At 42.2% G+C, this 23,719-nt stretch carries 22 protein-coding genes; 12 read left to right on the forward strand and 10 right to left on the reverse strand.

Translation table 11 applies throughout. The annotated features are described in order from the left end of the window. Positions 1 to 22 precede the first annotated feature (22 nt). Together EO93_RS00540 and EO93_RS00545 are read right to left on the reverse strand one after the other, a co-directional pair. Positions 23 to 739: a cyclase family protein gene (locus EO93_RS00540; RefSeq protein WP_048160560.1), complete on the reverse strand. Its 717-nt coding sequence runs from the start codon at positions 737 to 739 to the stop codon at positions 23 to 25. A 116-nt stretch (positions 740 to 855) separates the two neighbouring features. Beyond that, positions 856 to 1,041: a DUF362 domain-containing protein gene (locus tag EO93_RS00545; RefSeq protein WP_048160561.1), complete on the reverse strand. Its 186-nt coding sequence runs from the start codon at positions 1,039 to 1,041 to the stop codon at positions 856 to 858. 161 nt (positions 1,042 to 1,202) lie between these two features. On the opposite strand from EO93_RS00545, the gene EO93_RS00550 reads away from it, so the two are divergent. Together EO93_RS00550 and EO93_RS00555 are read left to right on the forward strand one after the other, a co-directional pair. Continuing rightward, on the forward strand, positions 1,203 to 2,264 hold the full coding sequence (locus EO93_RS00550; protein WP_048160605.1) for a radical SAM protein: 1,062 nt from the start codon (positions 1,203 to 1,205) through the stop codon (positions 2,262 to 2,264). Between the two features lie 236 nt (positions 2,265 to 2,500). Then, positions 2,501 to 3,085, forward strand: coding sequence for a metal-dependent hydrolase (locus tag EO93_RS00555; RefSeq protein WP_048160562.1), 585 nt, complete (start codon positions 2,501 to 2,503; stop codon positions 3,083 to 3,085). Positions 3,086 to 3,223: 138 nt separating this feature from the next. Here the strand turns inward: EO93_RS00555 and EO93_RS00560 are convergent, their stop codons facing one another. The 7 genes from EO93_RS00560 to EO93_RS00590 form a co-directional block, all read right to left on the reverse strand. After that, positions 3,224 to 3,772 (reverse strand): acyltransferase, encoded by a 549-nt coding sequence (locus EO93_RS00560; protein WP_048132220.1) that lies wholly within the window; start codon positions 3,770 to 3,772, stop codon positions 3,224 to 3,226. 208 nt (positions 3,773 to 3,980) lie between these two features. After that, complete coding sequence (locus EO93_RS00565; protein ID WP_048160564.1) at positions 3,981 to 5,114, reverse strand: DUF362 domain-containing protein; 1,134 nt, start codon at positions 5,112 to 5,114, stop codon at positions 3,981 to 3,983. A 181-nt stretch (positions 5,115 to 5,295) separates the two neighbouring features. After that, positions 5,296 to 6,360, reverse strand: a complete 1,065-nt coding sequence (gene nadE / locus EO93_RS00570; protein WP_048160566.1) for an NAD(+) synthase — start codon at positions 6,358 to 6,360, stop codon at positions 5,296 to 5,298. A 162-nt stretch (positions 6,361 to 6,522) separates the two neighbouring features. After that, entirely contained in the window at positions 6,523 to 7,539 is a 1,017-nt protein-coding gene (locus EO93_RS00575) for a hypothetical protein (protein WP_048160568.1), read from the reverse strand. Further along, positions 7,520 to 8,998 carry a class I adenylate-forming enzyme family protein gene (locus EO93_RS00580; RefSeq protein WP_048160608.1) on the reverse strand — a complete coding sequence of 493 codons (1,479 nt, stop codon included), beginning with the start codon at positions 8,996 to 8,998 and terminating at the stop codon, positions 7,520 to 7,522. The genes EO93_RS00575 and EO93_RS00580 overlap by 20 nt, the downstream gene beginning before the upstream one ends. 6 nt (positions 8,999 to 9,004) lie before the next feature. After that, complete coding sequence (locus EO93_RS00585) at positions 9,005 to 9,250, reverse strand: acyl carrier protein (protein ID WP_048160569.1); 246 nt, start codon at positions 9,248 to 9,250, stop codon at positions 9,005 to 9,007. A 297-nt stretch (positions 9,251 to 9,547) separates the two neighbouring features. Next, positions 9,548 to 10,210: a 4'-phosphopantetheinyl transferase superfamily protein gene (locus EO93_RS00590; protein WP_235284061.1), complete on the reverse strand. Its 663-nt coding sequence runs from the start codon at positions 10,208 to 10,210 to the stop codon at positions 9,548 to 9,550. A gap of 1,323 nt (positions 10,211 to 11,533) precedes the next feature. On the opposite strand from EO93_RS00590, the gene EO93_RS00595 reads away from it, so the two are divergent. From EO93_RS00595 to EO93_RS00640, 10 genes are all read left to right on the forward strand, one after another. After that, positions 11,534 to 12,574 (forward strand): hypothetical protein, encoded by a 1,041-nt coding sequence (locus EO93_RS00595; protein ID WP_048160571.1) that lies wholly within the window; start codon positions 11,534 to 11,536, stop codon positions 12,572 to 12,574. 846 nt (positions 12,575 to 13,420) lie between these two features. Beyond that, complete coding sequence (locus EO93_RS00600; RefSeq protein WP_048135725.1) at positions 13,421 to 13,690, forward strand: DUF2551 domain-containing protein; 270 nt, start codon at positions 13,421 to 13,423, stop codon at positions 13,688 to 13,690. Between the two features lie 640 nt (positions 13,691 to 14,330). Next, positions 14,331 to 15,227: a polyprenyl diphosphate synthase gene (gene uppS, locus EO93_RS00605; protein WP_200895055.1), complete on the forward strand. Its 897-nt coding sequence runs from the start codon at positions 14,331 to 14,333 to the stop codon at positions 15,225 to 15,227. A 453-nt stretch (positions 15,228 to 15,680) separates the two neighbouring features. Then, positions 15,681 to 15,893: a hypothetical protein gene (locus EO93_RS00610; RefSeq protein WP_048160572.1), complete on the forward strand. Its 213-nt coding sequence runs from the start codon at positions 15,681 to 15,683 to the stop codon at positions 15,891 to 15,893. Between the two features lie 132 nt (positions 15,894 to 16,025). Then, positions 16,026 to 16,541: a rhodanese-like domain-containing protein gene (locus tag EO93_RS16400; protein ID WP_052733600.1), complete on the forward strand. Its 516-nt coding sequence runs from the start codon at positions 16,026 to 16,028 to the stop codon at positions 16,539 to 16,541. Between the two features lie 54 nt (positions 16,542 to 16,595). Further along, positions 16,596 to 18,656: a thioredoxin domain-containing protein gene (locus tag EO93_RS00620; protein ID WP_342764186.1), complete on the forward strand. Its 2,061-nt coding sequence runs from the start codon at positions 16,596 to 16,598 to the stop codon at positions 18,654 to 18,656. A gap of 108 nt (positions 18,657 to 18,764) precedes the next feature. After that, the gene (locus EO93_RS00625) at positions 18,765 to 18,998 is read left to right on the forward strand and encodes a cytochrome b5 domain-containing protein (protein WP_048135733.1); all 234 of its coding nucleotides are present in this window, start codon (positions 18,765 to 18,767) and stop codon (positions 18,996 to 18,998) included. Between the two features lie 86 nt (positions 18,999 to 19,084). Next, positions 19,085 to 19,609, forward strand: a complete 525-nt coding sequence (locus EO93_RS00630) for a pyridoxamine 5'-phosphate oxidase family protein (RefSeq protein WP_235283039.1) — start codon at positions 19,085 to 19,087, stop codon at positions 19,607 to 19,609. A gap of 159 nt (positions 19,610 to 19,768) precedes the next feature. Next, entirely contained in the window at positions 19,769 to 22,138 is a 2,370-nt protein-coding gene (locus EO93_RS00635) for a PEP/pyruvate-binding domain-containing protein (RefSeq protein ID WP_052735341.1), read from the forward strand. Between the two features lie 100 nt (positions 22,139 to 22,238). After that, positions 22,239 to 22,799, forward strand: a complete 561-nt coding sequence (locus tag EO93_RS00640; protein WP_048160575.1) for an adenylate kinase family protein — start codon at positions 22,239 to 22,241, stop codon at positions 22,797 to 22,799. 75 nt (positions 22,800 to 22,874) lie between these two features. Here EO93_RS00640 and EO93_RS00645 read toward each other — a convergent pair whose 3' ends face one another. Beyond that, positions 22,875 to 23,345, reverse strand: a complete 471-nt coding sequence (locus EO93_RS00645; RefSeq protein WP_048160576.1) for an Ig-like domain-containing protein — start codon at positions 23,343 to 23,345, stop codon at positions 22,875 to 22,877. Positions 23,346 to 23,719: the final 374 nt, after the last annotated feature.

The following is a 23,719-nucleotide window of genomic DNA, read 5'->3' on the forward strand; positions in this document are numbered from 1 at the left end:
ACTTAGAAGTAGTCATAAAAAATCAGTCTTCGGAAATCAGTAACGCTCTTGCCGGAGCCCCATCGCAGCCCTCAATTTTAAGGGGCAGGCACAGGAAAAAATACTTCCCGGCCTCGACTGCACTGAGGTCAAGGCATTCCACGATGCTCACATTATTTGAAAGAAGCATGTGATGAGCAGGCAGGCTTTCTGAGGAGAGGCTGTCCACGGAAAATTCATCAATTCCTACTGTTTTGAACCCTTTCCGGACAATCCAGGTTGCAGCAGTTGCATCGAGGTATGCAGATTCCTCAAATTCCTCTTTTCTATCGGGTTTCCCTGCCTGAAAGCCAGGAATTTCGGGATGTTGTTCATTCCGGAAAGAAGCCTGTGTTTTCAGGAGGAGGATAGAAACACGTTCAGTAATTTTCTGGTCATTATAAGCCTTATCAAGAATATTGTCTGTCAATGCCCCATTTCTTCGGGATAAATCCAGAACAACCGCCTTGCCCATAAGGCGCTCAAGGTCCAGTTTATCAACTGAAAGTCCATCTTGCAAGATGTGAGACGGCGCGTCAACGTGCGTGCCGGTATGGCTCCCGAAACTCAATCTGGATACTGCACACCCGTCCTTTTCGAGAGTACAGACTTTTTCAATTGAAGGCTCCGGGTCTCCTGGAAAAATCGGAGTAAGAGATGAAATAGGGACTGTAACATCTATGATATTTCCCTTAACTGGCATTTTTTCCGGGGCAAACATCTCGTTACTACCTTGTCCTGACTTTTTTAGACTTTGTTCTGACTTCACTTCGACTTAATTCTCATATAATTTCATGTAAATAATTCTCATATAATTTCATGTAAATAATTCTCATGTCATTCCATGTAAATAATGGACCTGTTAGTACATTCATCTATGCATTTCATGCAAAGGTTACACTTTTCAGGATCGATTTTTGCAAGCTCGTTTTCTTCATAAATGGCCCCCACAGGACAGACGTCCTTACACTTACCACACCTTTTGCAGCCAAAAACTACGACGTATCCATCCATCTCTGACATCAGTGAACCTTTGGTACCTTACAGATATATTAGTTTCTGATCCATTAATTTCTGAACCGGGCCCGAAAAAATTCCTTTTCATTTGGGAGATCTCATTCGGGGCAAGGGCCGGCATCCGGAAACAAGCCTTATATAGGACAAAAGAATATGCAGTCTCAGGTATGGAAAAGTTCACAGAAGATGAGACGGGCTCCTTTTGCAGTTATCTTTCAGAAGGCTGCAGGCTCTGCCAGCAGGGCGCCAAAATGGTGCTCTTTGTAACTGGCCTTTGCCCTAAAAGCTGTTTTTACTGCCCACTTTCCGATGAAAGGCGTGGAAAAGACCTGGTTTTTGCAAACGAAAGGCTTGTAAAAAGCGATGAGGATTTGTTGAAGGAAGCTGAGCTTATGGACGCCCTCGGGACAGGGATTACTGGTGGAGAGCCTCTACTTAAAGTGGAGAGAGTCCTGCACTACATCCGCCTGCTTAAGTCCTCTTTTGGAAAAGCTCATCATATTCATCTTTATACGTCTCTTGCTCCTGAGAGGGAAACCCTTGAAAAGTTAGCAGAAGCAGGCCTTGACGAAATCCGCTTCCATCCTCCACAGGCTGTCTGGGGAGAGCTCATGCACAGCCCCTATGCAGATACCCTGCGAAATGCAAAAGATCTGGGAATAGAAACCGGAATAGAAATTCCTTCCCTTGAAGGTGCAGAGAAAGTTGCGGCTTTTGCAGAGGAAATGGGAATTTTCCTCAACCTGAACGAACTGGAATTTTCTGATAATAACTCAAATGCCCTTCATGAAAATGGGTTTTCCCTGGAAACAGACATTTCCTGTGCTGCTGCCGGGTCCCATACTTATGCTAAAACTGCCTTTAGTACGTGCAAAAGAGTGCATTTCTGTTCTTCGACTTATAAGGATGCAGTCCAGCTGCGCAAAAGGTTTCAGAGGATTGCAAAAAACACAGCAAGAAAATTTGACGAGGTCACGGAAGAAGGCACTCTTATCTATGGGGTTATCAACGAAGGGGACCAGGAACTTGCAAAAGAGATCCTCAGGGAGATAGAAGTTCCTGACGAACTATATGAAGTAAAGGAAGGAAAAATTGAGATCGCCTGGTGGGTGCTTGAAGACCTTAAGGACGTACTCAAAGAAGAACTTGAACCCCTTGGAACAAAGCTTTTCATAATTGAAAGGCATCCTTTTGAAGACGGGCTGCTTGTAGAACTTATTCCTCTATGAGAGTATCTGCCCGGACTTTAATCCAAATTCCTTTTAAAGAAAGCAGGACAAGATTTTTCAGCGGATCGGCACATCGACAAAAATTTATAGAAGATGCGCCTTATAGAAGATAGACCAATAGAGTTTAGAGAGCTACTAATCTTCTCTCTGGTTTGATTAGATATGGAAGATCCTAAATGCTCTCAGATCCATTTCGTGTGAAAAAATAAGCCATAAATTTGGAAAAGGGGGTCCTTATGCCATATCCGGTCGTACATGTTCTGTTTTTTTTGTTTTGCATCGGCGCGGTAGCCATATATGCTATAACAAAAGCGCTCTCTCGCGGAGAGCTCTCATTCAGAGACTCAAGGAAGCTACTATTGCTGATGTTTGTAGGTGGTTTATGCACTATGTTCCCGGATCTAATAGTTGTATATAATCTGCTCATAAACGGCACTTTACAACACTGCTGGGTTGGCCCGATCCCGACACATTCATTGCTGTTCAGTTCTACTGCAATTCTGTTCGGAGGGATTGTCGGATATGCTGCATACAGGGAGCTCAATAAAGCGGTATACATGGCAATTTTTGCAGAATCTGCTTTCCTCACACACCTGCTGTTAGATGATATAGCTGAAGCATACTGTCCTTATCTCTATCCGCTTTACAATAAACCTACCAGTATATTCTCACTAATGAATGCAGAATTCACAGGGGCCGGTTTATTTTATTATCTGATAGCATCTTTTGTATCTGTTTTCTTTATATTCATGGTAATATTAATGGCACTGTTTGCTTTGAGTCGATTTGGGTTTGAATTCAGTTACAGAGCTGAAAAATGATTCCGGACCTGGTTGAGATATTTAACAAAAAATCCTGGATAACAAATAAAAAATATTGGATAAAAATAACCACCCATAAGTATTAAAAAATACAACAAGTAAAGTTATAAAAAAGTAAAAAAATTAAAAACCTGTAAATCAGGTTTTGAGATCCCCTACTCCATCGAGCTTTTTGACAACTCGAGCCGGATAACCCAGAGCAAGGCTGTTTGGAGAGATATCACGGGTAACCACAGATCCAATACCAATTATCGAGTTATCTCCGATCTCGACTCCCTGGGTGATTATACAACCAGGATTTACAGAGACTCCACTTCCTATTTTTATGGGATCTATAGTCCTCGGATATGCCTGTCTTGTGGTCAGGCTGCCTCTGGAATGAGCTGAGAGGATGCAGCGGTCTCCTATTTCAGAGTAATCTCCCACTGTGATCATTTCAGGGTGAAGCCTGTCAAAAACCACATCATAGCCGACATATACGTTTTTTCCGAGATTCACGCCTCGCATTTTATGAAATTTCGCTCTCCATGAAGGAATCGGAAACCACGAAGCAACACGTTCCAGAACCCAGTTCTTAAAGTACTTCATTCCAAAGACGAGTTTATTGCTATGGTAATGATCAGCTACTTCATTAAAAGTTACTTTATCTCTGTTAGATATCACGGTCGTCATGGTGATGCCCCCCATTTTGCGGTGAAAAACACCTGGCACTTACTTTCCATTAATCTTCCACCGATAAATATATTTCCTATAGTCAGTCTTGAACTACATTAATTGAAGTTTGAACCATATTAATTGAAATTTTAGAGCATACAATTTTGAAAGAAGTTATATTATGATTATCTTATCATGTGATGACCTTATCATGTGATGACCTTATCATGTGATGATCTTATCAGGTTTTACTTCGGGTTACAATTTTAAGGAGTAAAGACTTTTTTATTTCTACCGCATCATTCGGACACAGTTCGCGACAGCAGTAGCACTGGATACATTTTTGCTGGTTGATTGTGAGTGTCCTGCCCACTTCCTCAATTGCATGCGCAGAACAGTTCAAAACACAGGCTTTGCAAAATGCGCATCTTGAGGTGTTGATAAAAGGCTTTACAGTTAATTGCTTTCGAAGAATTCCAATAAGAAAAGCCGGCATGTAGGCAGTAATTCCACCTTCCGGTCTTTTAAACCTGAGATTTACCTCCTGCAGAGGCACTCCTGCAACTTCAGGATGCCTGGTGCCGAACCCTCTTGAGAGCGCAGCTTTGTTTGTAGGAACTTTTAAAGGGTCGATTCCTATGAGCTCAGAGGCTACGATATCCAGAGCTACACAGTCATAACTTGCCATGACCACGCCTGCAAATACAGGTGTGCCATTCGAAGGTCCATTCCCTTCCATTCCGAAAACGCCGTCCATAACTGCAAGATGAGGCTTGGCGATAGAGTAGATATCGACAACAGCATGTCCAAAACGGTCACGATCTTCCAGGGCATGTGCCTGCTTTCTTATTTTCTGAGGCACTGCCCCAAAGAAGTTTTTGACAGCCCCCGTATAGAGTGTCAGTTCATGCGTCTTGAGTTTTGGAAGTGAGATTACCACATCAGCCTCAAGGACTGCTTTTGCGACGTACAGGCGTGGGAAATGCCTGGCGTTGGGAACAGAGACCTCGGTGTAACCTGAGGTCTCAAAATTGATAAGCTCTGCACCAACAGCGTATGCGGCACCTTCAATTCCCGATGCACGAAAAGCCTCCGTTGTCGTGGTAGAACCCGGTTTCGCAATCCCTGACCCGTCCCCTATAACAGGAATACCTCCTGCTTCCAGGACCAGTTCACACATTGCAGAGACTATTGCAGGATGAGTGGTGACGGCATCCTCCGGAGGCCGGATCGCAAGTACATTGGGTTTAAGAAGCACGCGATTACCCGGAGATATAACGCTCTCAAGCCCGCCTATCAGGTTGAGTGCCTCCTTAATTGCACCTTTTACACCCGAATAGTCGGAACAGCGTACAATGGAAACTCTAGTGTTCATAAAACCTCAGCAGGAAACCCCTGAGTCTTTAGCTCAGAGGTAGTTGACGCTTATCCTTCAGAATTGCTGATTGAGTTAACGTTGACTTCGAATGTTGATTTTGTTGACCATTAAGAGGAAAAACCCTCAAATGGCTTTTCTGGCAGGCACCACATTTAATGAAGCATTTGCTCCATGTGACTTATATGCCCGGATAACAGATTGGAGGAGCAGCCCGTGTATACTCTGTGCTATCTCTTACTCTGTCAACGTGCCTCCAGGCTTTTTCGATAGTATCTCTGGGCAGACCAGTGTTCTTTTCAGTGATCTCTAAAGGCAGCTTATGTTCCTGAGCATACAGGAGCTGATCCAGGATGTGTATGGGCATACGCCAGTAGAACTCCTCATCAGTCGTATAATGGCTCCATGTGTCGGCACTTGGCGGGCGCTTTATAATTTCCTCATTTACCCTGAGGTGTTTTGCCAGAGCATAGATCTGAGTCTTATAGCAGTCTGCAAAAGGTTCGAGATCTACACCTCCATCTCCATATTTTACAAACTGGCCAAGGACAAGTTCGGTCTTGTTGGTTGTGCCGCAAACAGCGTAATTCATCTTTTCGGCATACATATACTGGACTATCATTCTGGACCGCTGCTTAACATTCTGCAGCCCTATCAATTCCAGATAATCGTTTGCTTTCAACCTGTGCCTGGCAACCGTTTCCCCGTCTTTTATCAGCCTGATATGAGGAACATTCAACAATCCCTGATTAAGGAAATCAGGCAGCACAAGTGAGGTGTTATGTATTTCGGGGTCGTATTCCGGACAGGTCCTTTTTATAATCTGTTCCTTTTTGTTATAGATGCCAAGAGACTCAATGATTGGAGAAATCGGGACCTCCTCATATGAAACTCCCAGGCTTTCACAGATTTCTGCCCCCAGGGTTTTGCTTGAAGGAGCAGATTCTTTTTCAGGGAGGAGAAGGCCGTATACGTTTTCCTTGCCGAACTCCTGTACGCAAAGCGTAAGGGCTACAGCTGAATCAATACCCCCCGAAACCCCCAGAACCACTCCTTTTTTCTTAAAAGCCGTGATCTGACCTCTAATAAAACCCCTGAGTATTTCAGCAAGCTTATCAGCATCTCTGTTCAATTCATCCATAATCTGCGTATTACTGCTGTCCGTTAACCTCCCGGTATTATTTTTTGATAACTGCGCGATATTACCCTCTGTAGTCTGCGCTACGCTACTCCCGGTTATCTGCATAGTATTACTCCCCTGATCGATTATTTGTTATGGTAGTTAGTTATACATTTAAACTGTATGCAATAATAGATTGAATCCCCGGATCATTTATTAAAATAACTGGGCATATAAAGAATAACTCTTTGCTGAAAGAATATCGGATTAAACTTTCAGCCGGCTCTTTTATGAGTGATTTATCTTTATTTCAAGTTTCTCTGCAGCTTCCTCTATCAACGGCTGCGATAGTTCCTGGTGAAGTTTTTCCAGCCCTTCTTCCCTTGACATTTCCCCACTTCGGACAAGCCCTGCTATGTCAAAGGCATATGGATGGAAGCCGTACTTTTCGAGGTGATTATGGCATGCAAAAGAATTCAGCGTACAGTTAGTTGAATTACTGTCATTAAGGTCGGGAGCTTTCCACCCGAGCCCCATTACTGTTTCAATCACTTTGTCCTCACTATATTCCCACAGACAGAGCGGATGCAGAATGGATGGAGCAACTTCACCTATATTTTTAATGACCTCATTTTTAATGAGGAACTGCTCATCCCTGTCATCAACACCTATTTTTTGAAGCTGCTTTTCAAAAAGATTCCTTGACCATTGTATAAAATTAGCTGATAGATTGATTATGGGGTTGGGCGACTGTCCTGCTGTAAAGGCAAATACAATAAAAGGCGCGTTCTGAACTATGGCCTGTTCCAGCAATTTCTGTTTGATGACGCTGATGCAGATATTGCATATGTCGCTTGCCCTGTATTTGGCAAACTTAGGGAACGCATCATAGGATTCGGCTGCCTTTCGGAAGAGCTCGTACAGGACCTCTGTTTCCATTGTCAGCTTAAAATAGTCGCATCCTGTAATCTCACACATTTTCTTTGCATTTACTACGGCATAATCTGAAGTGAACCCATTATCAAACTGGACAGCAAGTACTTTCAGGAAAGGATAGTCTTTTTTGAGTTTGTAAAGTGTGTATGAAGAGTCTTTTCCACCTGAAAGTGCAAATATCACATCATAATTGCCCCTGCCGCTGTATTCTTTGAAGAGTTCTTCAATCCTGTTAAGGTACTGCTCCTTTTCCTGTGAGGAAAGAGGGACATAAGTCTCACAAAAATGGCAGAGCCCGCTTTCTTCGTTAATTTCTATGCCCGGAATATCCGAATTCAGAACACACTTTTTACATGCTAGCTTTGACATGCTGGTACTCCTCTATAATGGACCTGTTGGAGATTTTCCCGTTCTCGCTCAGCGGAAGATGGTCAATGAAGAGGATCTCCCTAGGGTACAGGTATCCCGGCAGGTTCTTCCTGCAAAAAGCAAAAATATCGTCGACTTTAGTTTTCTGATTGGGTATGACCATGAGGCTGATTGCGTTGCCCATAAGCTCATGGGAAACAGGCACAACAAAAACGCTGGAAACCTCATTGTTCATCTCTATCTCTTTCTCGATTTCTCTCGGGTTAATCCGGTGGTCACCTATTTTGATGAGGTCGTCCTTGCGACCAAGCAGCCTGAGGTATCCTCCCGGAAGTTTCTGCGCCAGGTCCCCTGTATGCATCCATCCATTGATGATCTTCTTTTCAGTTGCCGCCTCATCATTCAGATAACCCAGCAGGATATTATCTCCCCTGGCAACAAGCTCGCCTGTGATATCAGGTCCCATTGGCCTGTTTTCAGAGTTGAAGACGTCCAGGGTAACTCCTGGAATTGCCTTTCCTATCGTATCTATAAATTTGTCCACATCTTCTGATGGCAGGTAGGCAAGCCTTGCTGTGGCTTCGGTCTGGCCGTACATCGGCAGAATCTGCGTACCCGGACTTAACTCCCTGATACTCCGCACTATAACACTGTCCATGGCTCCGCCGGCAGATGCGGCGGTCCTGACATTCGCAAAGGCTTTTTTGAACCTTTCCGGGTATCTAAGAAGAATGCGATAGGTACTGGGCACTCCATAGAATATGGATACTCCGGATTCAATGAGGTTAAAAACCGGGTCTATGAAATTCATTGTTCCGGTGTGGATTGATCCTCCAGCCATCAGGTGGGAATTGATTATTGAATTCCCAAAGGCGTGGTGTGGAGAGATTACCAGGGCTGCTTTATCTTTTGGGGTTATGTTAAGAACCTCGATTATTGATCTGGAATTTGAGACCAGGTTTTTATCGCTTAACATAACTCCCTTAGGAGTGCCTGTTGTGCCTGATGTATAGAGTACCAGCCTCAGTTCGGGATTGTTTCTCTCGAGGATCGTTCTTTTGCTGAGGGTCTCCACTGCAGTATCATCTGAAACAACGATCACAGTTCCAAAACGCTCAAAAAATCCATCTCCAAATCTTAAGTACTGTTTTTTCGTTGCAATTATGTTATTAATGCATGCAGCATCAAGAATTCGTTCAAGGCTTAACCCAGGCAATTCGATTGGCAGGGGTATTGCGATGTTGCCTGACCGGTATACTGCCATAAGTACCTTTATGTAGTGAATGCCGGACTCAGCCAGTATTGCAAACCTGCAGTGCTCAAAGTCATTCAGAGATGAGGCAATTATGCTTATATCCTCATCAAGACAGCTGTAAGAAATAGAATATTTACCCTCTTCAAGGGCAGTCTGGTGAGGAATTTTTCTGGCGTGTTCAGTGATATAAGCATCAATTCTCATAACCATTCACTTCGCCAGTCTGGTTATCAGGTCAGTGATTCCCTGTAGAGAATCGAAATTCTCCGGAGTTAGCATATCTTCAGGAATTTCGATAGAATATGTTTCACAGATATAATCTATCAATTCGAGTAAACCGATAGAATCTATGATGCCGTTCTGGGTGAGAGAGTCACTGTCTCTAAGAACAGTTTCCCGCTCCATGAAAGAATTATCCTTCAAATAATCAAGTATGCCATTCTTTATCTGTTCCATACAATCTTACCCCTGTACTCAAATAAGATCATTAATCGCACGTAATACACACTTTGTCTATAGTAGTTGAAAGCCCCACAGGTAATTATGTAATACAACTATATAAATAATTTGAAACAATAGAGTGCTAAATAAATCATTGGAAAAAAAGAAATTCAAATGAGCTTAGATGTATCAGGTTATGGCACTCGATTCATACAGCTTTAAAAAAAATAATAAAATTATTCAAAGAAGTTAAAAAGGGTTATTCCTTGATCTATTATGCCTTTTTACCTGATTTTATCAAACATTCTTGCTTCAACCATAGTTAATTTTCTCAAGGCGACTTATATTAATAGTATGTGGATCCGAATCAGTAATGACAGAAAAGATGTATTTATTATCTAATAAATAGCTTAAATAACAGATATTATTGAAGTTCGGCTCTTTACTGAGAATGGAAAATATATTTTTATTAGAAAACTTACAATAAGCCTCTTTCATAGTCCATGTCCTCAAAATGTCGGCGTCACTTGCAGATTTTACGGTGCATGAAGATGTTGTTTGAAAGTATTTTAAAGTATTTTTTAGTGTTAGTGATCTTTTAATTTCGACATCAATACCAACCTCAACCTTTGATATTGCAAGAGTTAAAACATTTTCAGAGTAGGATATGCAGATGTGCAACTCTTTATGGTTGAGTATATGGACTTCTCCGCACTCGTCTTTATATGTAGAGATATCCAGGACAGAACTTTTGTTAAGGAGATGGAATAGAACATGTTTCAAAACCATTCTGGAGACAATATATCTTTTTTTGAAATATATTGTATGAAGTTTTTCAAGATATTCTCTTTCGGTGCTGTTGAGACATTCCATACTCAATGTGTCATAATTATCCAGATCAATAAGAAAGATAAGAACATCGTTTTGTTCCCATAAGTGGGGTATATTTTCCAGAGGAACGAAAGAGAGTGTCATCAAATTCTCAGTATACATGCAACTCACAGTATATTTACTACAATTGACTGTATATGAAAGCTCATATTCATAACTGGTGAAAAAGAGAACAGGACTTTATATTTTCATTCAGCCAAAAATCCGAAGTTCTATGGTGGTAATTCCCCCCAAAATCTCCAAAACCATGGAAATTTACTCTGTTTATAGATCATTTTTATCTTTATCCTTAATGCGTCAATCTTTACCCATCAATTTTTATTTGCTATATTTCCATCAACCTTAATTCATGGCCCTGCTCTGAAACGACGCGGGTATCATGGAAGAATGTTATGGCTCTTCGTCATTCCCTATGGATAAGATTATTTTCACTACAAGACCTCGTTGGTTTTTATGAGGATATCCACACAAAACAACGAAGAGCCGAATTTATTTTGAATAACAGAAGAAAGCCCCTGAAGGGAAGAAGAGAAGAACGAAAAAATACCTGATAAGTCAGGGCAAATTCTCTCCATATTCTCCAAACTCCGATGAATTTGCGGATATCACAAATTATATTTTTATTAAAAATTAATATTATTTTTTTTTTAAAATATATATGAATATGGCATAGAATATAATAATTGTTATAAAGAGGGGAGCTTTCAAAGAAAATGGCGTGGGAAGACCACCCACTTCCAAAGGAAAGAAAAAAAACTCCCTGTAGTATATTTTGAAATTTAATAATGAAAATTAAATATATTTGAAAAATAGAATTTACGAGGCCCCCATACACCCAAAATAGATGAATAAAGTTAGGGAAAAAACACAAAAAAGAGAAAAGGATTAATAGTAATAAAAAAGACGTATGTGCGTAAACATTTCATAAGTGGGGTGGAATGTTACGGAGTAAGGTAAATAATGGACTATTTGGACATTAAATAATCAATAGTTCAATAGGTGTGACCTTAAAAAATTTTTAAAATATTCTGGTAGATAGCTCTTGCTTTAAAAAATATAAAAAAATAAAAGTTCCAGAGAGCCTATCCACCCTGAATATAAGGATGCCGGTGTGTATACAGAAGAACTACCGACATTAAAAAGGTACACTGAATTTGAATACCGGTAAAAAGGCCACTTACAGACATACGGATACGATCCACGTCGGGGTATACAGATAAACATAGTATACGGAGTGGATACCATATTCGAACACTATCAACACATGCATGTGGAGTAGAGCATGTGGAGTGAATAAGTGTGTATAAGGGCTTAGTAAGAAGCGCGATAGTGGATACTGTCCACGTTTGCATAAGAAATAGATAGTGAAGAAAAATTAAACTCAAATAAGAAATGGGAGAGGTATAAATGAGGAAAATATTTTCGGGGCTTCTTGTTTTTATGCTCTTACTATCATGCACCGTGTGCATGGCTGCTGCTGGGCAACAGAATTACAGCGATAATGGAGAAAAAGATAAAAAGCAAGTTGAGAGCGGAGACGATTCAGTAGGGGACTCAGATAAAGAAAAAGACAACGGATCAGATAAAGAAAAAGACAACGGATCAGATAAAGAAAAGGACAACGGATCAGATAAAGAAAAGGACAACGGATCAGATAAAGAAAAGGACAACGGATCAGATAAGGAAAAGGACAACGGATCAGATAAGGAAAAGGACAACGGATCAGATAAGGAAAAGGACAACGGATCAGATAAGGAAAAAGACAACGGATCAGATAAAGAAAAAGACAACGGATCAGATAAAGAAAAGGACAACGGATCAGATAAGGAAAAGGACAACGGATCAGATAAAGACAACAACTGTGATGATGTAGACGAAGAAGATGAATGTGACGAAGAAGATGAAGATGACGTAGACGAAGAAGATGAATGTGACGAAGATGTTGAAGATGACGTAGACGAAGAAGATGACGCGGGAGATGACGAAAAGGAATCTGACAAAGAAGATGACGCGGGAGATGACGAAAAAGAATCTGACAAAGAAGATGACGCGGGAGATGACGAAAAGGAATCTGACAAAGAAGATGAAGATGACGTAGACGAAAGCGAAGAGAATGGAGATAAAGAAGATGACGCGGAAGATAACGAAAAGGAATCTGACAAAGATAACGATGTACTGAATGAGAAGAGCAGTTCAGGCCGTGGAATGTCAATGGTAACGAGGGCATTCATACAGGCTGAAGCCAGCTCTGATCAGGTTCCGGATGACAACACAGGTCTATCCACAAAAACCATGCAGGAATTTGTGAAAGCTTCTGCACAGCCAGAAGAGAGTAGATCTGAAGAAAACGGAGAGAGTGGCAGAGTCAATCAGATTATCTCAATACTGAGCACTCTTCTGTTCGGCCTTTGCGTCTCCATATTCTCTATGTACTGGAAAATCAACTGAGTAAAAGCACAAAGAATATGAATTGAAAAGGGTGTTCTGCCTTGCCGCAAACTGGAAGACAGGAAAATGACTAATGAGCTGCTTCTGAATAAATTTCAGGGCTGTGTGTGCCAGATAGCGTTGATATATAATCCTGTTTACTGCGGCAGCTTACTTTCTTTTTTTATGACTATCCACAATCTTATATTCAAAGAACCCTGGACAATTCCAGACAAATAGGACCAAATCAGATTCAGGTTGCTTATTCAGGTAATTTTAACAAAGCAACTTAATCCATGATTTATACTTTTAATCATCCCTTTTCTAATTATCCCCTGTCGTCTTTCTGCTTGCAGGCTGAACTGGCAACATTAGTTCAAAATTGTTTCCACCAATTTCTACTGTAAACTACTTATACATAAGATGTTATTCTGCAATACAAATGGATCTAATGGATCTTCAAGAAGGGCACCATCTCAGGTATAGTAACTGACAGTTAGTAACTGACAGTTAACGTTCACCGCATTCCTGTTGTGTGAGGCTGAAGGTTCGAGAGATAGAAATTATGAGGTTTCATCCTTTTCTGAATTGATCGGTGGATCTGCATAACATATCTGTATATCCATAATATACTTCAGTATAAATATTTAAAAAAAAGTAATCCTAAAATATATAAACGATAAGGATATAGGGTATTCGATTCTTAGCGCCCCTACTTAAGGGTCGCATCTGTTTGGAAATTACAATCAGACCGGGAAGAATACAGTATTAAAAGAATATAACTCAAATAAAAGAATATAATTCAAATTATCATTAAAACTGAGGTGTCCGAAACTGCAGACTGCGGAAGAAAGGGTAAGAGCGAGATTGATAAAGTATCTCGGCAGGGATGAAAACGGGATACGCAAGGTTGTGCTCAATCTCTTCCTGACCGGAGACAAGTTCACCACCGGTGAAGTTTATGACTACCTTGATAAAGGAAAATTCGAGGTAAGTTACCGGGGAGTGTCAGCCATGGTCGGGCTTATGAATACCAGGCTTGGAATCCTGAGCATAAATGTCACCGGGGACCATAACGTCTATTCCCTGAAAGAGAGTTACAAGAACATTGTCGGCTCTGTTCTTGAGAACTACTGAGCCGTTTTTAGTACTAAAAATCCTGTTTTTTATATGATATGAATTTTTCAAGTCCCCTGTTTTACTGTGTTGATGCACCAGATGAAACATAGTGAACTGCAGGTTTAAGAGCTCTATAAAAAACTCCTCTTTTAGGGGGATAAAAAACAGGCATGTAGAAAATAGTTTTTCCGTTAAAATCAGTATATAACTTTAACCCCCTACTGGGAGTTGATGCCCTAGTCCTGGCTTTATTAAATGCCGGATGGTTAACTTAATTAATTTAATAAAAATTAAAAATCGTTAGTTGTTTATACCTAGTTGAGATTCCTATTAATAATCATATAGCTTTTCCATCCACACGTACATATAATAGTATAAAATAGAACAGGAGCATATAATAGAACGATATGATCTCTATTTAGTAAACTCCAGGATGACGGACATAAGAATTGAAATGATCCTGAATAAATATATACAGTAAAACCTTTAAGGAAAAAGAAAAATTAACGTTTGGATTTATGAGAAATATTGAATTCCATACCACAAAAAATGTATATTAATATTCCTGTTACCTATTATACTGCCAGGAGGAAAACAGATAATTAGCCTGAAAATGGTACCGTGGAATACAGGAGCCTTCCGGGCAGGGCTTCGCTTCATGAAAAACCGGACTTTCAGTGTGTTCTACCAAAAGTATGAGCAGATGCTTGAAAAAGAGATTTTGAGTTCTGAAATCCCCGCCCACATAGCCGTAATTATGGATGGAAACCGCAGATATGCAGGGCAGTTGGGAAAAGCTCGAAGTTTCGGGCACGCCATGGGGGCAGAAGTCACTGAACAGGTTATTGAGTGGTGTTATGAGATCGGAGTAAAACAGCTTACACTTTATGCCCTTTCTACGGAAAATTTTCAGCGTTCTGAAGAAGAAGTTGACGGCCTCTTCAACCTTATCAACGAAAAATTCCTTAAGCTTTATTCTGACCCGAGGACTCATGAAAAAGAGATGCAGGTCCGAATTATAGGAGACAGGTCAAAACTGCCGGCTTTTCTGAATGAATCCATTGAAAAGATTGAGAAAGCCACAGAGAACCATAGAATGTTTAACCTGAACGTGGCTATTGCTTACGGGGGCAGGCAGGACATAATGCAGGCAGTCCGGGATATTGCAGCCTGCGTGTCCAGTGGAAAACTTTCTCTTGAAGATGTTGATGAAAACCTGATCTCAAAACACCTCTACCCTGCTCCGGGTGTGTCCGTCCCGAATGTGGACCTGATCGTCCGTACAGGAGGAGATGAGAGGGTTTCCAACTTCCTGCCATGGCAGGCTAATGGCAGCGAGTGCGCAACTTACTTCTGCGCACCTTTCTGGCCAGAATTCCGAAAAATCGACCTTCTTCGTTCAATCAGAGTGTATCAGGCCCGAAAAGACGAAAAAAAGCGGGAACACTCATATCGTGTCTCAAAAATTATAAATTTCCTTAGAGGAGGAAAATGCGGGGAAAAAAACGAAGAACTCGGAAAGCTTCTGCCAGTAAAAAAACAGGGAGTATCCTGAGATATTAAAAGCCTGTGGAAAACAGGATACATGAATAGATGTCATTACTCCTCCCTGCTGCTTCGTAGTAAAGGAAGGGGGGTATCCTGCTTAAATAAGGTGAACAATTAGTCCCCTGTTAACCTGTAAGTTCCATAATCACAATAAACTTTTTTTGTACTGCATAGATTTCATGTCCCTGCTTTTTCAAAGTTTCTTCCTGATCTGGTAGCCTGCCGGAAAAACAATCCCAAAAAGTACCGATATATTGATATTCCGGTGACGACTATGTAAATTGGGGAAAGTTTGGCTATACCTAATTTTTCAGTTTTCGGGGCACTCAGATGACCTTGAGAACTTATCGCAGACCCGATAAAATAAAAAAATCTATTGACGGGATAAAGCTATCCGGCAAGGTTATCCGATAAAGGACCAAATATTTGGTAGCTACTGATTTAGATACGGGGAGTTATAATGGGCGCTTGTAGAGGGTTAAATCCTTACTCCTGCTGGGCATGTATTTTAATGATCAGAAAACCTGATGATGATATATCTGCCTATCTGGCGCAGGGCTATTTTCAGGATTATTTAAAGTTTCTGGAAAGGCGAAAGCTGAAACTCATGCAGACTGCGGCACATACAGCTACTCAAGAGATATTTCAGGAGCTTCTACCAGGCCCTGACTGAGAAGGAACTGCGGCACCAGCATACAGCTTCAAGAGGTATTTTCAGGAGCTTCTACCCGACCTCCTCAAAGGCTGCAAATATTATAGTCAACCGCCCCTGAGCTAAAGATTCAGGGGTTTCCTGTGAGGGTTTATGAATTTTCAATTCGGACTTTACAGAAAAGGAAGGGATTTTAAAATAGCTGAGGAACTGGAAGTAGGGCCTGCAAACTGGGTAAAAAAACTTTTTAGATCAAGAGACTCCGGCGTCCGCAGTTCTCAAGCTTCCAGAGAGGCTATAGAGTCCGGCAGCTCAGATGAAGGAAAAGCTACATCCGGGAAGGGAGAAAGTCTGAATCAGGAAACTATCTCAGCCTCTGAACTGCAGAAGAAACTGGAGTCTGGAGCTCCTATTCTTATCCTTGATGTCAGAGACGAAAATGAACTTTCCGGAAAACTGAGGTATCTGGAAAACTCGGTAAATATCCCTGTTAGAAGCCTGGAAAACAGGATTTCGGAGCTAAAAAATGTAAGAGACAGGGAAATAATAGTTGTATGCCGTTCCGGCATGCGTGCGGTCAGAGCTGCGGAGATTCTTACCCGAAATGGTTTTGGAAAGGTAAAGGTCCTGAGAGGCGGCATGATTGCCTGGCGGGATCAGAAAACGTGAGGAAACGCAGGGGGGATTTTACTGGGAAAAGAACAAAGAAAACATAACCGCCTGATTAACGAAAAGAGCCCTTATCTTCTACAGCACGCCTATAATCCTGTGGACTGGTATCCATGGGGGGAAGAAGCTTTTGAGAAAGCCAGAAACGAAAACAAGCCTGTTTTTCTCTCAATTGGATACTCCACTTGCCACTGGTGCCATGTGATGGCACATGAGTCTTTTGAGGATGAAGAAGTTGCAAGACTCATGAACGAAGCTTTTGTTTCCATAAAAGTGGACAGGGAAGAGCGACCGGATATTGACAATATCTATATGACTGTCTGCCAGATTATTCTTGGAAGAGGAGGCTGGCCTCTTAATATCATTATTACTCCGGGTAAAAAACCATTTTTTGCAGGCACCTATATTCCGAAAAAATCGCGCTTCAACCAGACAGGAATGCTGGAACTGGTGCCCAGGATAAAAGAAATCTGGAACCAGCAACATGAGGATGTGCTTGATTCAGCTGAAAAGATTACATCTACCATCCAGAGCATGATTGTAGAGTCTGCCGGAGACGGACTTGGGGAAGAGGTAATCGAAGAAGCTTGTGACGAACTTCTGAATTCATTTGATATCGAGTATGGAGGCTTTGAAGGGGCTCCAAAGTTCCCGACCCCGCACAAACTTTCCTTTTTGCTCCGCTACTGGAAACGCAGCGGAAACCCTGAAGCCCTTCATATGGTAGAACATACCCTGGACAATATGCGCAGGGGAGGAATCTATGACCAGCTGGGCTCGGGTTTTCATCGTTATTCCACGGACAACATGTGGGTTCTGCCTCACTTTGAAAAAATGTTATACGATCAGGCTCTTACCGCAGCTGCATACACTGAAGCCTATCAGGTTACCGGGAAAAACCTGTATAAAGAAACAGCAGAGGGAATCCTTGATTACGTTTTAAGGGACCTGACATCTCCGGAAGGCGGGTTTTACTGCGGGGAGGATGCCGATGTTGAAGGGGAAGAAGGAAAGTACTACCTGTGGACCATAGAAGAGGTCCGGAGCGTCCTTGGCCCTGAGGATTCCGAATTGATTATAAAAATGTTCAATTTGAGGGAGGGAGGCAACTTTGAAGAAGAGATAAGGGGCAGAAAAACCGGAACAAATCTCTTCTACATGGCCCTCTCTCCGGGTTCCCTTGCAGCCGAAATTAATATTCCCGTCGAAGAGGTTGAAAAACGGATAAAACGTTCCAGAGAGAAACTACTTGCAGCCAGATACGAGCGCAAAAGGCCTTCAATGGATGATAAGATCCTGACCGATTGGAACGGGCTTATGATTGCAGCTTTTGCAAAAGGCTTCCAGGTTTTTGGGGAACAAAAATATCTGAAAGCCGCAGAAAAAGCCGCAGATTTTATTATGGAAACCCTTTACAGCCCCGACAACAGGCTACTTCACCGTTACAGGGATGGAGTTGCAGGAATTTCCGGAACTTCCGATGACTACACCTTCCTGACATATGGTCTCCTGGAACTTTATGAGGCAGGGTTCCAGCTGCGGCACCTCAAAGCAGCCATTTCCCTGAACAGTGAATTGTTTGAACACTTCTGGGACCCGGCCAACGGGGGGCTCTATTTCACAGCCAACGATAGTGAATCTCTTATCTTCAGAAAAAAGGAGTTTACAGATGCAGCAATACCATCCGGGAACTCAATTGAAATGTTGAACCTTCTGCGCCTCTCCAGGATAATTGCAGATCCTGAACTCGAGGAAACTGCTGACAGGCTCGAACGCTCATTTTCAAAGCTGATCCGGAAAGCGCCTTCGGGGTACACTCAGTTTCTGTCTTCCCTTGATTTCAGACTGGGACCTTCATATGAAGTAATTATTTCAGGAAAACGCGAATCTCCGGATACAGTAAATATGCTTGAAGAGCTCTGGAGCTACTTCATACCTAATAAAGTGCTGGTTTTCAGGCCCGAAGGAGAAAATTCCGAAATTACAGACCTTGCAAAATACACAAAAGAACAGCTCCCGATTGAGGGAAAGGCAACTGCATACGTCTGCCAGAACTATGAATGCCGGCTTCCTACTACTGAAACCAACGATATGTTAAAGATGCTTAATGTTTGAGGTTCGCACTCAGCTGGATACATGCCTCAGGATGAGATTAAAACTCAGATTGGATGAGATTAAAACTCAGATCAGTACTGCAAAGTAAAAGAAAGGGGAAAATCGAAAATGAAAGAGTATACACTTGAAGAAATTTCAGAGTACAACGGGAAGAACGGCAAGGTTTACATCGCCTATGCCGGCCAGGTATACGACGTGTCAAACAGTTATCTATGGGAAGACGGCACTCACCAGGGGCTCCATGATTCAGGGCAGGACCTCTCGGAAGCAATGGACAACGAAGCGCCCCACGGCCCTGAAGTTTTTAAGGATTACCCTGTTGTCGGAACTTTGAAAAAATAAAAAGGCTTTGTAATGAATGGTTTTGACAAATGATTTGAAGGTTTCAGGAAAATTCAGGAAATAGCAAACAAGAGGGAGTTGTGAGTATGAAAGATGAGATTGCATCCGTAATTCCTCAGGACCTGGAAGAAAAGGAAGGGGAAACCCCTGTAGAGAAGAAGATAGGGCTCGAAAAAAAAGAACTGCTAGAACAACTGAAAGAATTTTTTGAACCTCAGCCCCTTGCCGTCCTGGCAACTCAAAACGGAACAGCGCCTTACGTGAGCCTTGTTGCGTTTGCCTCGGATGAAAAGCTCAAGTATATTCTGTTTTCGACCACGAAAGCAACCAGGAAATACTCAAATTTGTCAGCAAATCCTTCAATTTCCCTGTTGATTGATAACAGGAAGAACACAATCGAAGATTTTCGGGACGCAATGGCTGTAACAGTGCTGGGAAAAGTAGAGCCCGTCGAGGACTTTGAGCGCAGCATAATGGAAAAAATATATCTGATGAAGCATCCTTACCTTATGGATTTTTTGCATTCGCCCACAACGGCTTTTCTGAAAATCCGGGTAGAAAAATACATTGTTGTGACCCGTTTCCAGCATGTTGTTGAAGTTTCGGTTTAATATATTAATTCGGTTTGAGATCTTTATAATCAAACCTTTTTGGATTTAATCAGACATTTAGAGATATAATCAGACATTAATCAGACATTAATCAGACATTAATCAGACATTAATCAGACATTTTTCTATTCAGGTCTGATATTTTTAATGGAGAGGGGGTTGATTACGGGAAGGTGGATCATACCTATTGAAGAGATCCGGGAAAATACCGGAAAAGTCTGCGGAGGAAAAGCTTCCGCCCTTGGTATACTGCACAGGAAGGGACTGACTGTCCCGGCAGGTGTTTGCATCTGCACTGCAGCCTACGAGACATATGTTGACAGGACAGGGCTCAGGGGCAGAATCCTCCTTGAACTCAGCCGAAAGCATTTTGAGGAGATGCGCTGGGAAGAACTCTGGGATATTTCTGAAAAAATCAAGCACATGTTCACTCTGACTCCCTTTCCCGGGGAAATGGAAAAGGAACTGGAAGAAGGGCTTGCCAGTCATTTTGGAGATAAAGCAGTTGCAGTCAGATCTTCTGCCCCCGGAGAAGACAGCGCAAATACCTCTTTTGCAGGTGTGCACGCCTCATATGTCAATATCCGTGGAGCCCGGGCTATCCTGCGGCACCTCCGCCTTGTATGGGCTTCCCTCTGGTCGGATACGGCTCTCCTATATCGAAAAGAAATGGGGCTTGATATTCTCAGCAGTGCAATGGCTGTGCTGGTTCAGGAAATGATAGAGGGAAGAGTATCTGGAGTTGCTTTCGGGGAAAATCCTGATAACGAGTCCGAAGCCGTTATCGAAGCTGTGTACGGGCTTAACAGGGGACTTGTTGACGGCACTGTGGAGCCTGACCGCTGGAACCTTGCCAGGCAGACTGGAAGCATAAAAACTCACATGCCGGCTGAAAGGGAAAAAGCGGTTTTTGCAGGAGGAGAAGGTTCGGAACTTAAAGCCCTGCCAGAAGCTTTTCAAAAAACCCCTCCTCTTACCCCTGCTGAGGTCCTGGAAGTCTTTGAACTGGCCCGAAAAGCAGAAAACCTGTTCGGAGTTCCCCAGGATATAGAATGGACCTTCAGGGACTCAACCCTTTATATTCTCCAGGCAAGGCCGATAACCACTATCCTGCGGGAAGACAGGGACGAAAAACGGCGCTGGTATCTGAGCCTCAGGAGAAGTTTCGAGAACCTCAAAGAGCTCAGGAAAGCCATAGAGGAAAAATACATCCCGGCCATGCAGGCAGAAGCCAGGGACCTGGAAAGAGAAAATATTGAAAGACTGTCAGATTCTGCTCTTGCGGGGGAAATAGAAAGAAGGGCTGAAATCTACAGGAAGTGGTATGACATTTACTGGGAGGAGTTCATACCCTTTGCTCACGGGGCCCGCCTTTTTGGAAAAGTCTATAATGAAACCATAAACCCCGAAGACCCCTATGAGTTTGCAGACCTCCTTTCCGGGACTGAAATGTTAAGCCTCGAAAGGAACCGAAAACTTGAGGAAATTTCCGAAAAAATCCGGAAGAGTCCAGAGCTTATACAGTCGATAAAGGAGCAGATTGAAGCTGAGGAAACTGCCCCGGAAAAAGAGAGCAGGCCTGAGCCCGAGATAGTACCTGCGGGGGAAACAAGACCTTCGGATACAGATACCCGACATTCAGACACAAATAGAACTGAGCTTGAAGGAAGACCTGAAATTGAAGCTGAGAGAAAAGCCTTAACTGAATTTAAAGAAGAACTTGACTCTTTTATATCCAGATACGGAGGGAGCTATTCTGAAAGTCCCGGAGCAAAAAAAGGCCTTTACAGGCTGCTCCTTGAGATGGCCCTCCATCCCCCGGCCCCCATGCCTGCAGAAAAAATAAGCAGTAACCGTATGCAGTACCTGAAAGAAAAATTTATATCCGGTTTCGAAGACAAAAATAAGCAGTGTGCATCCGAACTGCTTGACCTTGGACGTGCGAGCTACCGCCTCAGAGATGATGACAACATCTATCTCGGGAAAATAGAGGCTGAACTCAAAAGGGCGTTTTTCGAAGGCAGAAAAAGACTAAATGAAAGAGTTCACGAAGAAGCCAGGCTTCCGGAAGAAGCTCAGGCTTTTTACGCCCCGGAACTCGCAGCAGAGCTAACAAAAACTCTTCGAGACCCTTCTTATAGCCCCAAATGGAAAAAACCGCCGCTAAAGTCGAAAATCCTCAGGGAAAAGGTAAAGCCAAGGCAGCTCCTGGGAAACCCTTCCGGGCGAGGAGTAGCCGAAGGATTTGCAAAAGTTATCCTGAAAGAGACCGACCTTTTCAACCTGAAAGCAGGGGAAGTCCTTGTCTGTGATGCCGTAGACCCTAATATGACTTTTATCGTGCCCCTTTGTTCCGCAATTGTGGAGCGCAGAGGAGGAATGCTGATACATGGGGCAATCATTGCACGAGAATATGGGATTCCCTGCGTTACCGGCGTCCCGGATGCAACAGAGCTCATAAAAAACGGAGACTACCTCGCAGTGGACGGATACCTGGGGATCGTCACGGTGCTGAAAAGGCGGGAATGAAAGAAATCCGAAAAATTTCTTAATTCGCCGTCTCACAATCAGCAGCCCAGCCAATCACCGGCATTAAGTATAACTGCGATAAAACCTTATCTCCCTCTCCATGCTCATAGGACTCACAGGTACGCCGGGTACGGGGAAAACCTCGGTAAGCAAGCTTCTAGAAAAAAGAAGGCAGTGGAAGGTAATTCACCTTAACGACCTTATCAAACAAGAACACCTCTACACCGAGGTTGATGAAAAAAGGGATGCAGTAGTAGCGGATATGGAGCTTGTCCAAAGCCGTCTTCCTGAGCTTATTAATGAAATGGAAAAAGGATCCGCAAACGAAGTAGTAATTCTTGAAAGCCACCTTGCCCACTATATTGCTGATACTATTATCGTCCTCCGGGCATACCCGCCGGAACTGAAAAACAGACTGGAGACACGCGGCTACTCGGAAGAGAAAATCAGGGAGAACACTGAAGCTGAAGCTCTCGATGTTATCCTGGTTGAAGCTTTTGAGTGGTGTGATATTGTTTATGAGGTTAATACTACAGGAAAGAGTGTTGAAGAAGTAGAGCAGGATCTCGAAAAAATCATAGACAACATCTTAAGTGGAAACGAAAAAGAAATGCCGGAGTATAAACCCGGGTCCATTGACTGGATTGACCTTGTTCCTTGATTGTGTAAGGAAAGAGCAAGGGAAACGGGGATTAAATCCCCGGAAAATTAACACTTCACTGTTCCCTTAAAATGTTTATTTGCAAGAGCACTTTGTACATGTAGAGGTCTTGGAACATGTAGAGGTCTTGGAACATGTAGAGCAACTGGTGCTGCATTTAAAATTCAGTGTTACCTTTGCAGTGTCATAAGCTCCGTACCTGTTTACTGCCCTGTATGTGAAACTATCACTTTTTTTAGAACAGGCAACTGGCTTTACATAGCTAAATGCACCATTGCTTTTCATCAGCACTTTGCCGCCTTTTGCCGTAGTGATGTACCCGGTAGTTACAACTTTGAGGCCGGATCCTTTGTCATTAGCCAGTACGTTAAATGTCTTGGATGTCTGGCTGGCAGGTACTTTGTATGTATCAGATATTGCATCTGTTTTATATTTACTTGTACTGCTGCTACTACTGCATGCTGCTCCTGTCACTGACAGGACAAAAAAGACTAATGTGAAAATACACAGTACCTTCATCCATTTATCAAACGCAAATTTTAGCATTATTACATCCTCCATAATAGTCACTTAATCATAAATATTTTAAAGATGTTTGGTTTCTAATCCGGTTTTTACTGTTTAATAAAACATACTCTTCCAGATTAAAAACAGGAATTTAAAGAGTAAAATATGTTACTATGATTAAGCGATTTTTAGGTGTGTTTTTGCAACAAACGGTTTTAATATAATTATATAGTTTAGAATTTAGGCATACTGAGATATTTTTCAATATAGTAGAATCACCTAGTGCATTTTCGAGATTATGCTCAATTACAAATAAAACCAATACGTAAAATACAGGTTAAAATTTAGAACACATCATCCTCAAAAGGCAAATAAATAATCGAACATATATTGAATAATATTAGAGAGTATGC

It is taken from the genome of Methanosarcina sp. 1.H.A.2.2, assembly GCF_000979975.1.
Taxonomy (GTDB): domain Archaea; phylum Halobacteriota; class Methanosarcinia; order Methanosarcinales; family Methanosarcinaceae; genus Methanosarcina.

What these genes read in the sequence shown, in the direction of transcription:
- EO93_RS00540 (WP_048160560.1), bottom strand. Translation starts at nt 739, where the DNA reads ATGTTTGCCCCGGAAAAAATGCCAGTTAAGGGAAATATCATAGATGTT.
- EO93_RS00545 (WP_048160561.1), bottom strand. Translation starts at nt 1,041, where the DNA reads ATGTCAGAGATGGATGGATACGTCGTAGTTTTTGGCTGCAAAAGGTGT.
- EO93_RS00550 (WP_048160605.1), top strand. Translation starts at nt 1,203, where the DNA reads ATGGAAAAGTTCACAGAAGATGAGACGGGCTCCTTTTGCAGTTATCTT.
- EO93_RS00555 (WP_048160562.1), top strand. Translation starts at nt 2,501, where the DNA reads ATGCCATATCCGGTCGTACATGTTCTGTTTTTTTTGTTTTGCATCGGC.
- EO93_RS00560 (WP_048132220.1), bottom strand. Translation starts at nt 3,772, where the DNA reads ATGGGGGGCATCACCATGACGACCGTGATATCTAACAGAGATAAAGTA.
- EO93_RS00565 (WP_048160564.1), bottom strand. Translation starts at nt 5,114, where the DNA reads ATGAACACTAGAGTTTCCATTGTACGCTGTTCCGACTATTCGGGTGTA.
- nadE (WP_048160566.1), bottom strand. Translation starts at nt 6,360, where the DNA reads ATGCAGATAACCGGGAGTAGCGTAGCGCAGACTACAGAGGGTAATATC.
- EO93_RS00575 (WP_048160568.1), bottom strand. Translation starts at nt 7,539, where the DNA reads ATGTCAAAGCTAGCATGTAAAAAGTGTGTTCTGAATTCGGATATTCCG.
- EO93_RS00580 (WP_048160608.1), bottom strand. Translation starts at nt 8,998, where the DNA reads ATGAGAATTGATGCTTATATCACTGAACACGCCAGAAAAATTCCTCAC.
- EO93_RS00585 (WP_048160569.1), bottom strand. Translation starts at nt 9,250, where the DNA reads ATGGAACAGATAAAGAATGGCATACTTGATTATTTGAAGGATAATTCT.
- EO93_RS00590 (WP_235284061.1), bottom strand. Translation starts at nt 10,210, where the DNA reads ATGACACTCTCTTTCGTTCCTCTGGAAAATATACCCCACTTATGGGAA.
- EO93_RS00595 (WP_048160571.1), top strand. Translation starts at nt 11,534, where the DNA reads ATGAGGAAAATATTTTCGGGGCTTCTTGTTTTTATGCTCTTACTATCA.
- uppS (WP_200895055.1), top strand. Translation starts at nt 14,331, where the DNA reads ATGAAAAACCGGACTTTCAGTGTGTTCTACCAAAAGTATGAGCAGATG.
- EO93_RS00610 (WP_048160572.1), top strand. Translation starts at nt 15,681, where the DNA reads ATGGGCGCTTGTAGAGGGTTAAATCCTTACTCCTGCTGGGCATGTATT.
- EO93_RS16400 (WP_052733600.1), top strand. Translation starts at nt 16,026, where the DNA reads ATGAATTTTCAATTCGGACTTTACAGAAAAGGAAGGGATTTTAAAATA.
- EO93_RS00625 (WP_048135733.1), top strand. Translation starts at nt 18,765, where the DNA reads ATGAAAGAGTATACACTTGAAGAAATTTCAGAGTACAACGGGAAGAAC.
- EO93_RS00630 (WP_235283039.1), top strand. Translation starts at nt 19,085, where the DNA reads ATGAAAGATGAGATTGCATCCGTAATTCCTCAGGACCTGGAAGAAAAG.
- EO93_RS00640 (WP_048160575.1), top strand. Translation starts at nt 22,239, where the DNA reads ATGCTCATAGGACTCACAGGTACGCCGGGTACGGGGAAAACCTCGGTA.
- EO93_RS00645 (WP_048160576.1), bottom strand. Translation starts at nt 23,345, where the DNA reads ATGCTAAAATTTGCGTTTGATAAATGGATGAAGGTACTGTGTATTTTC.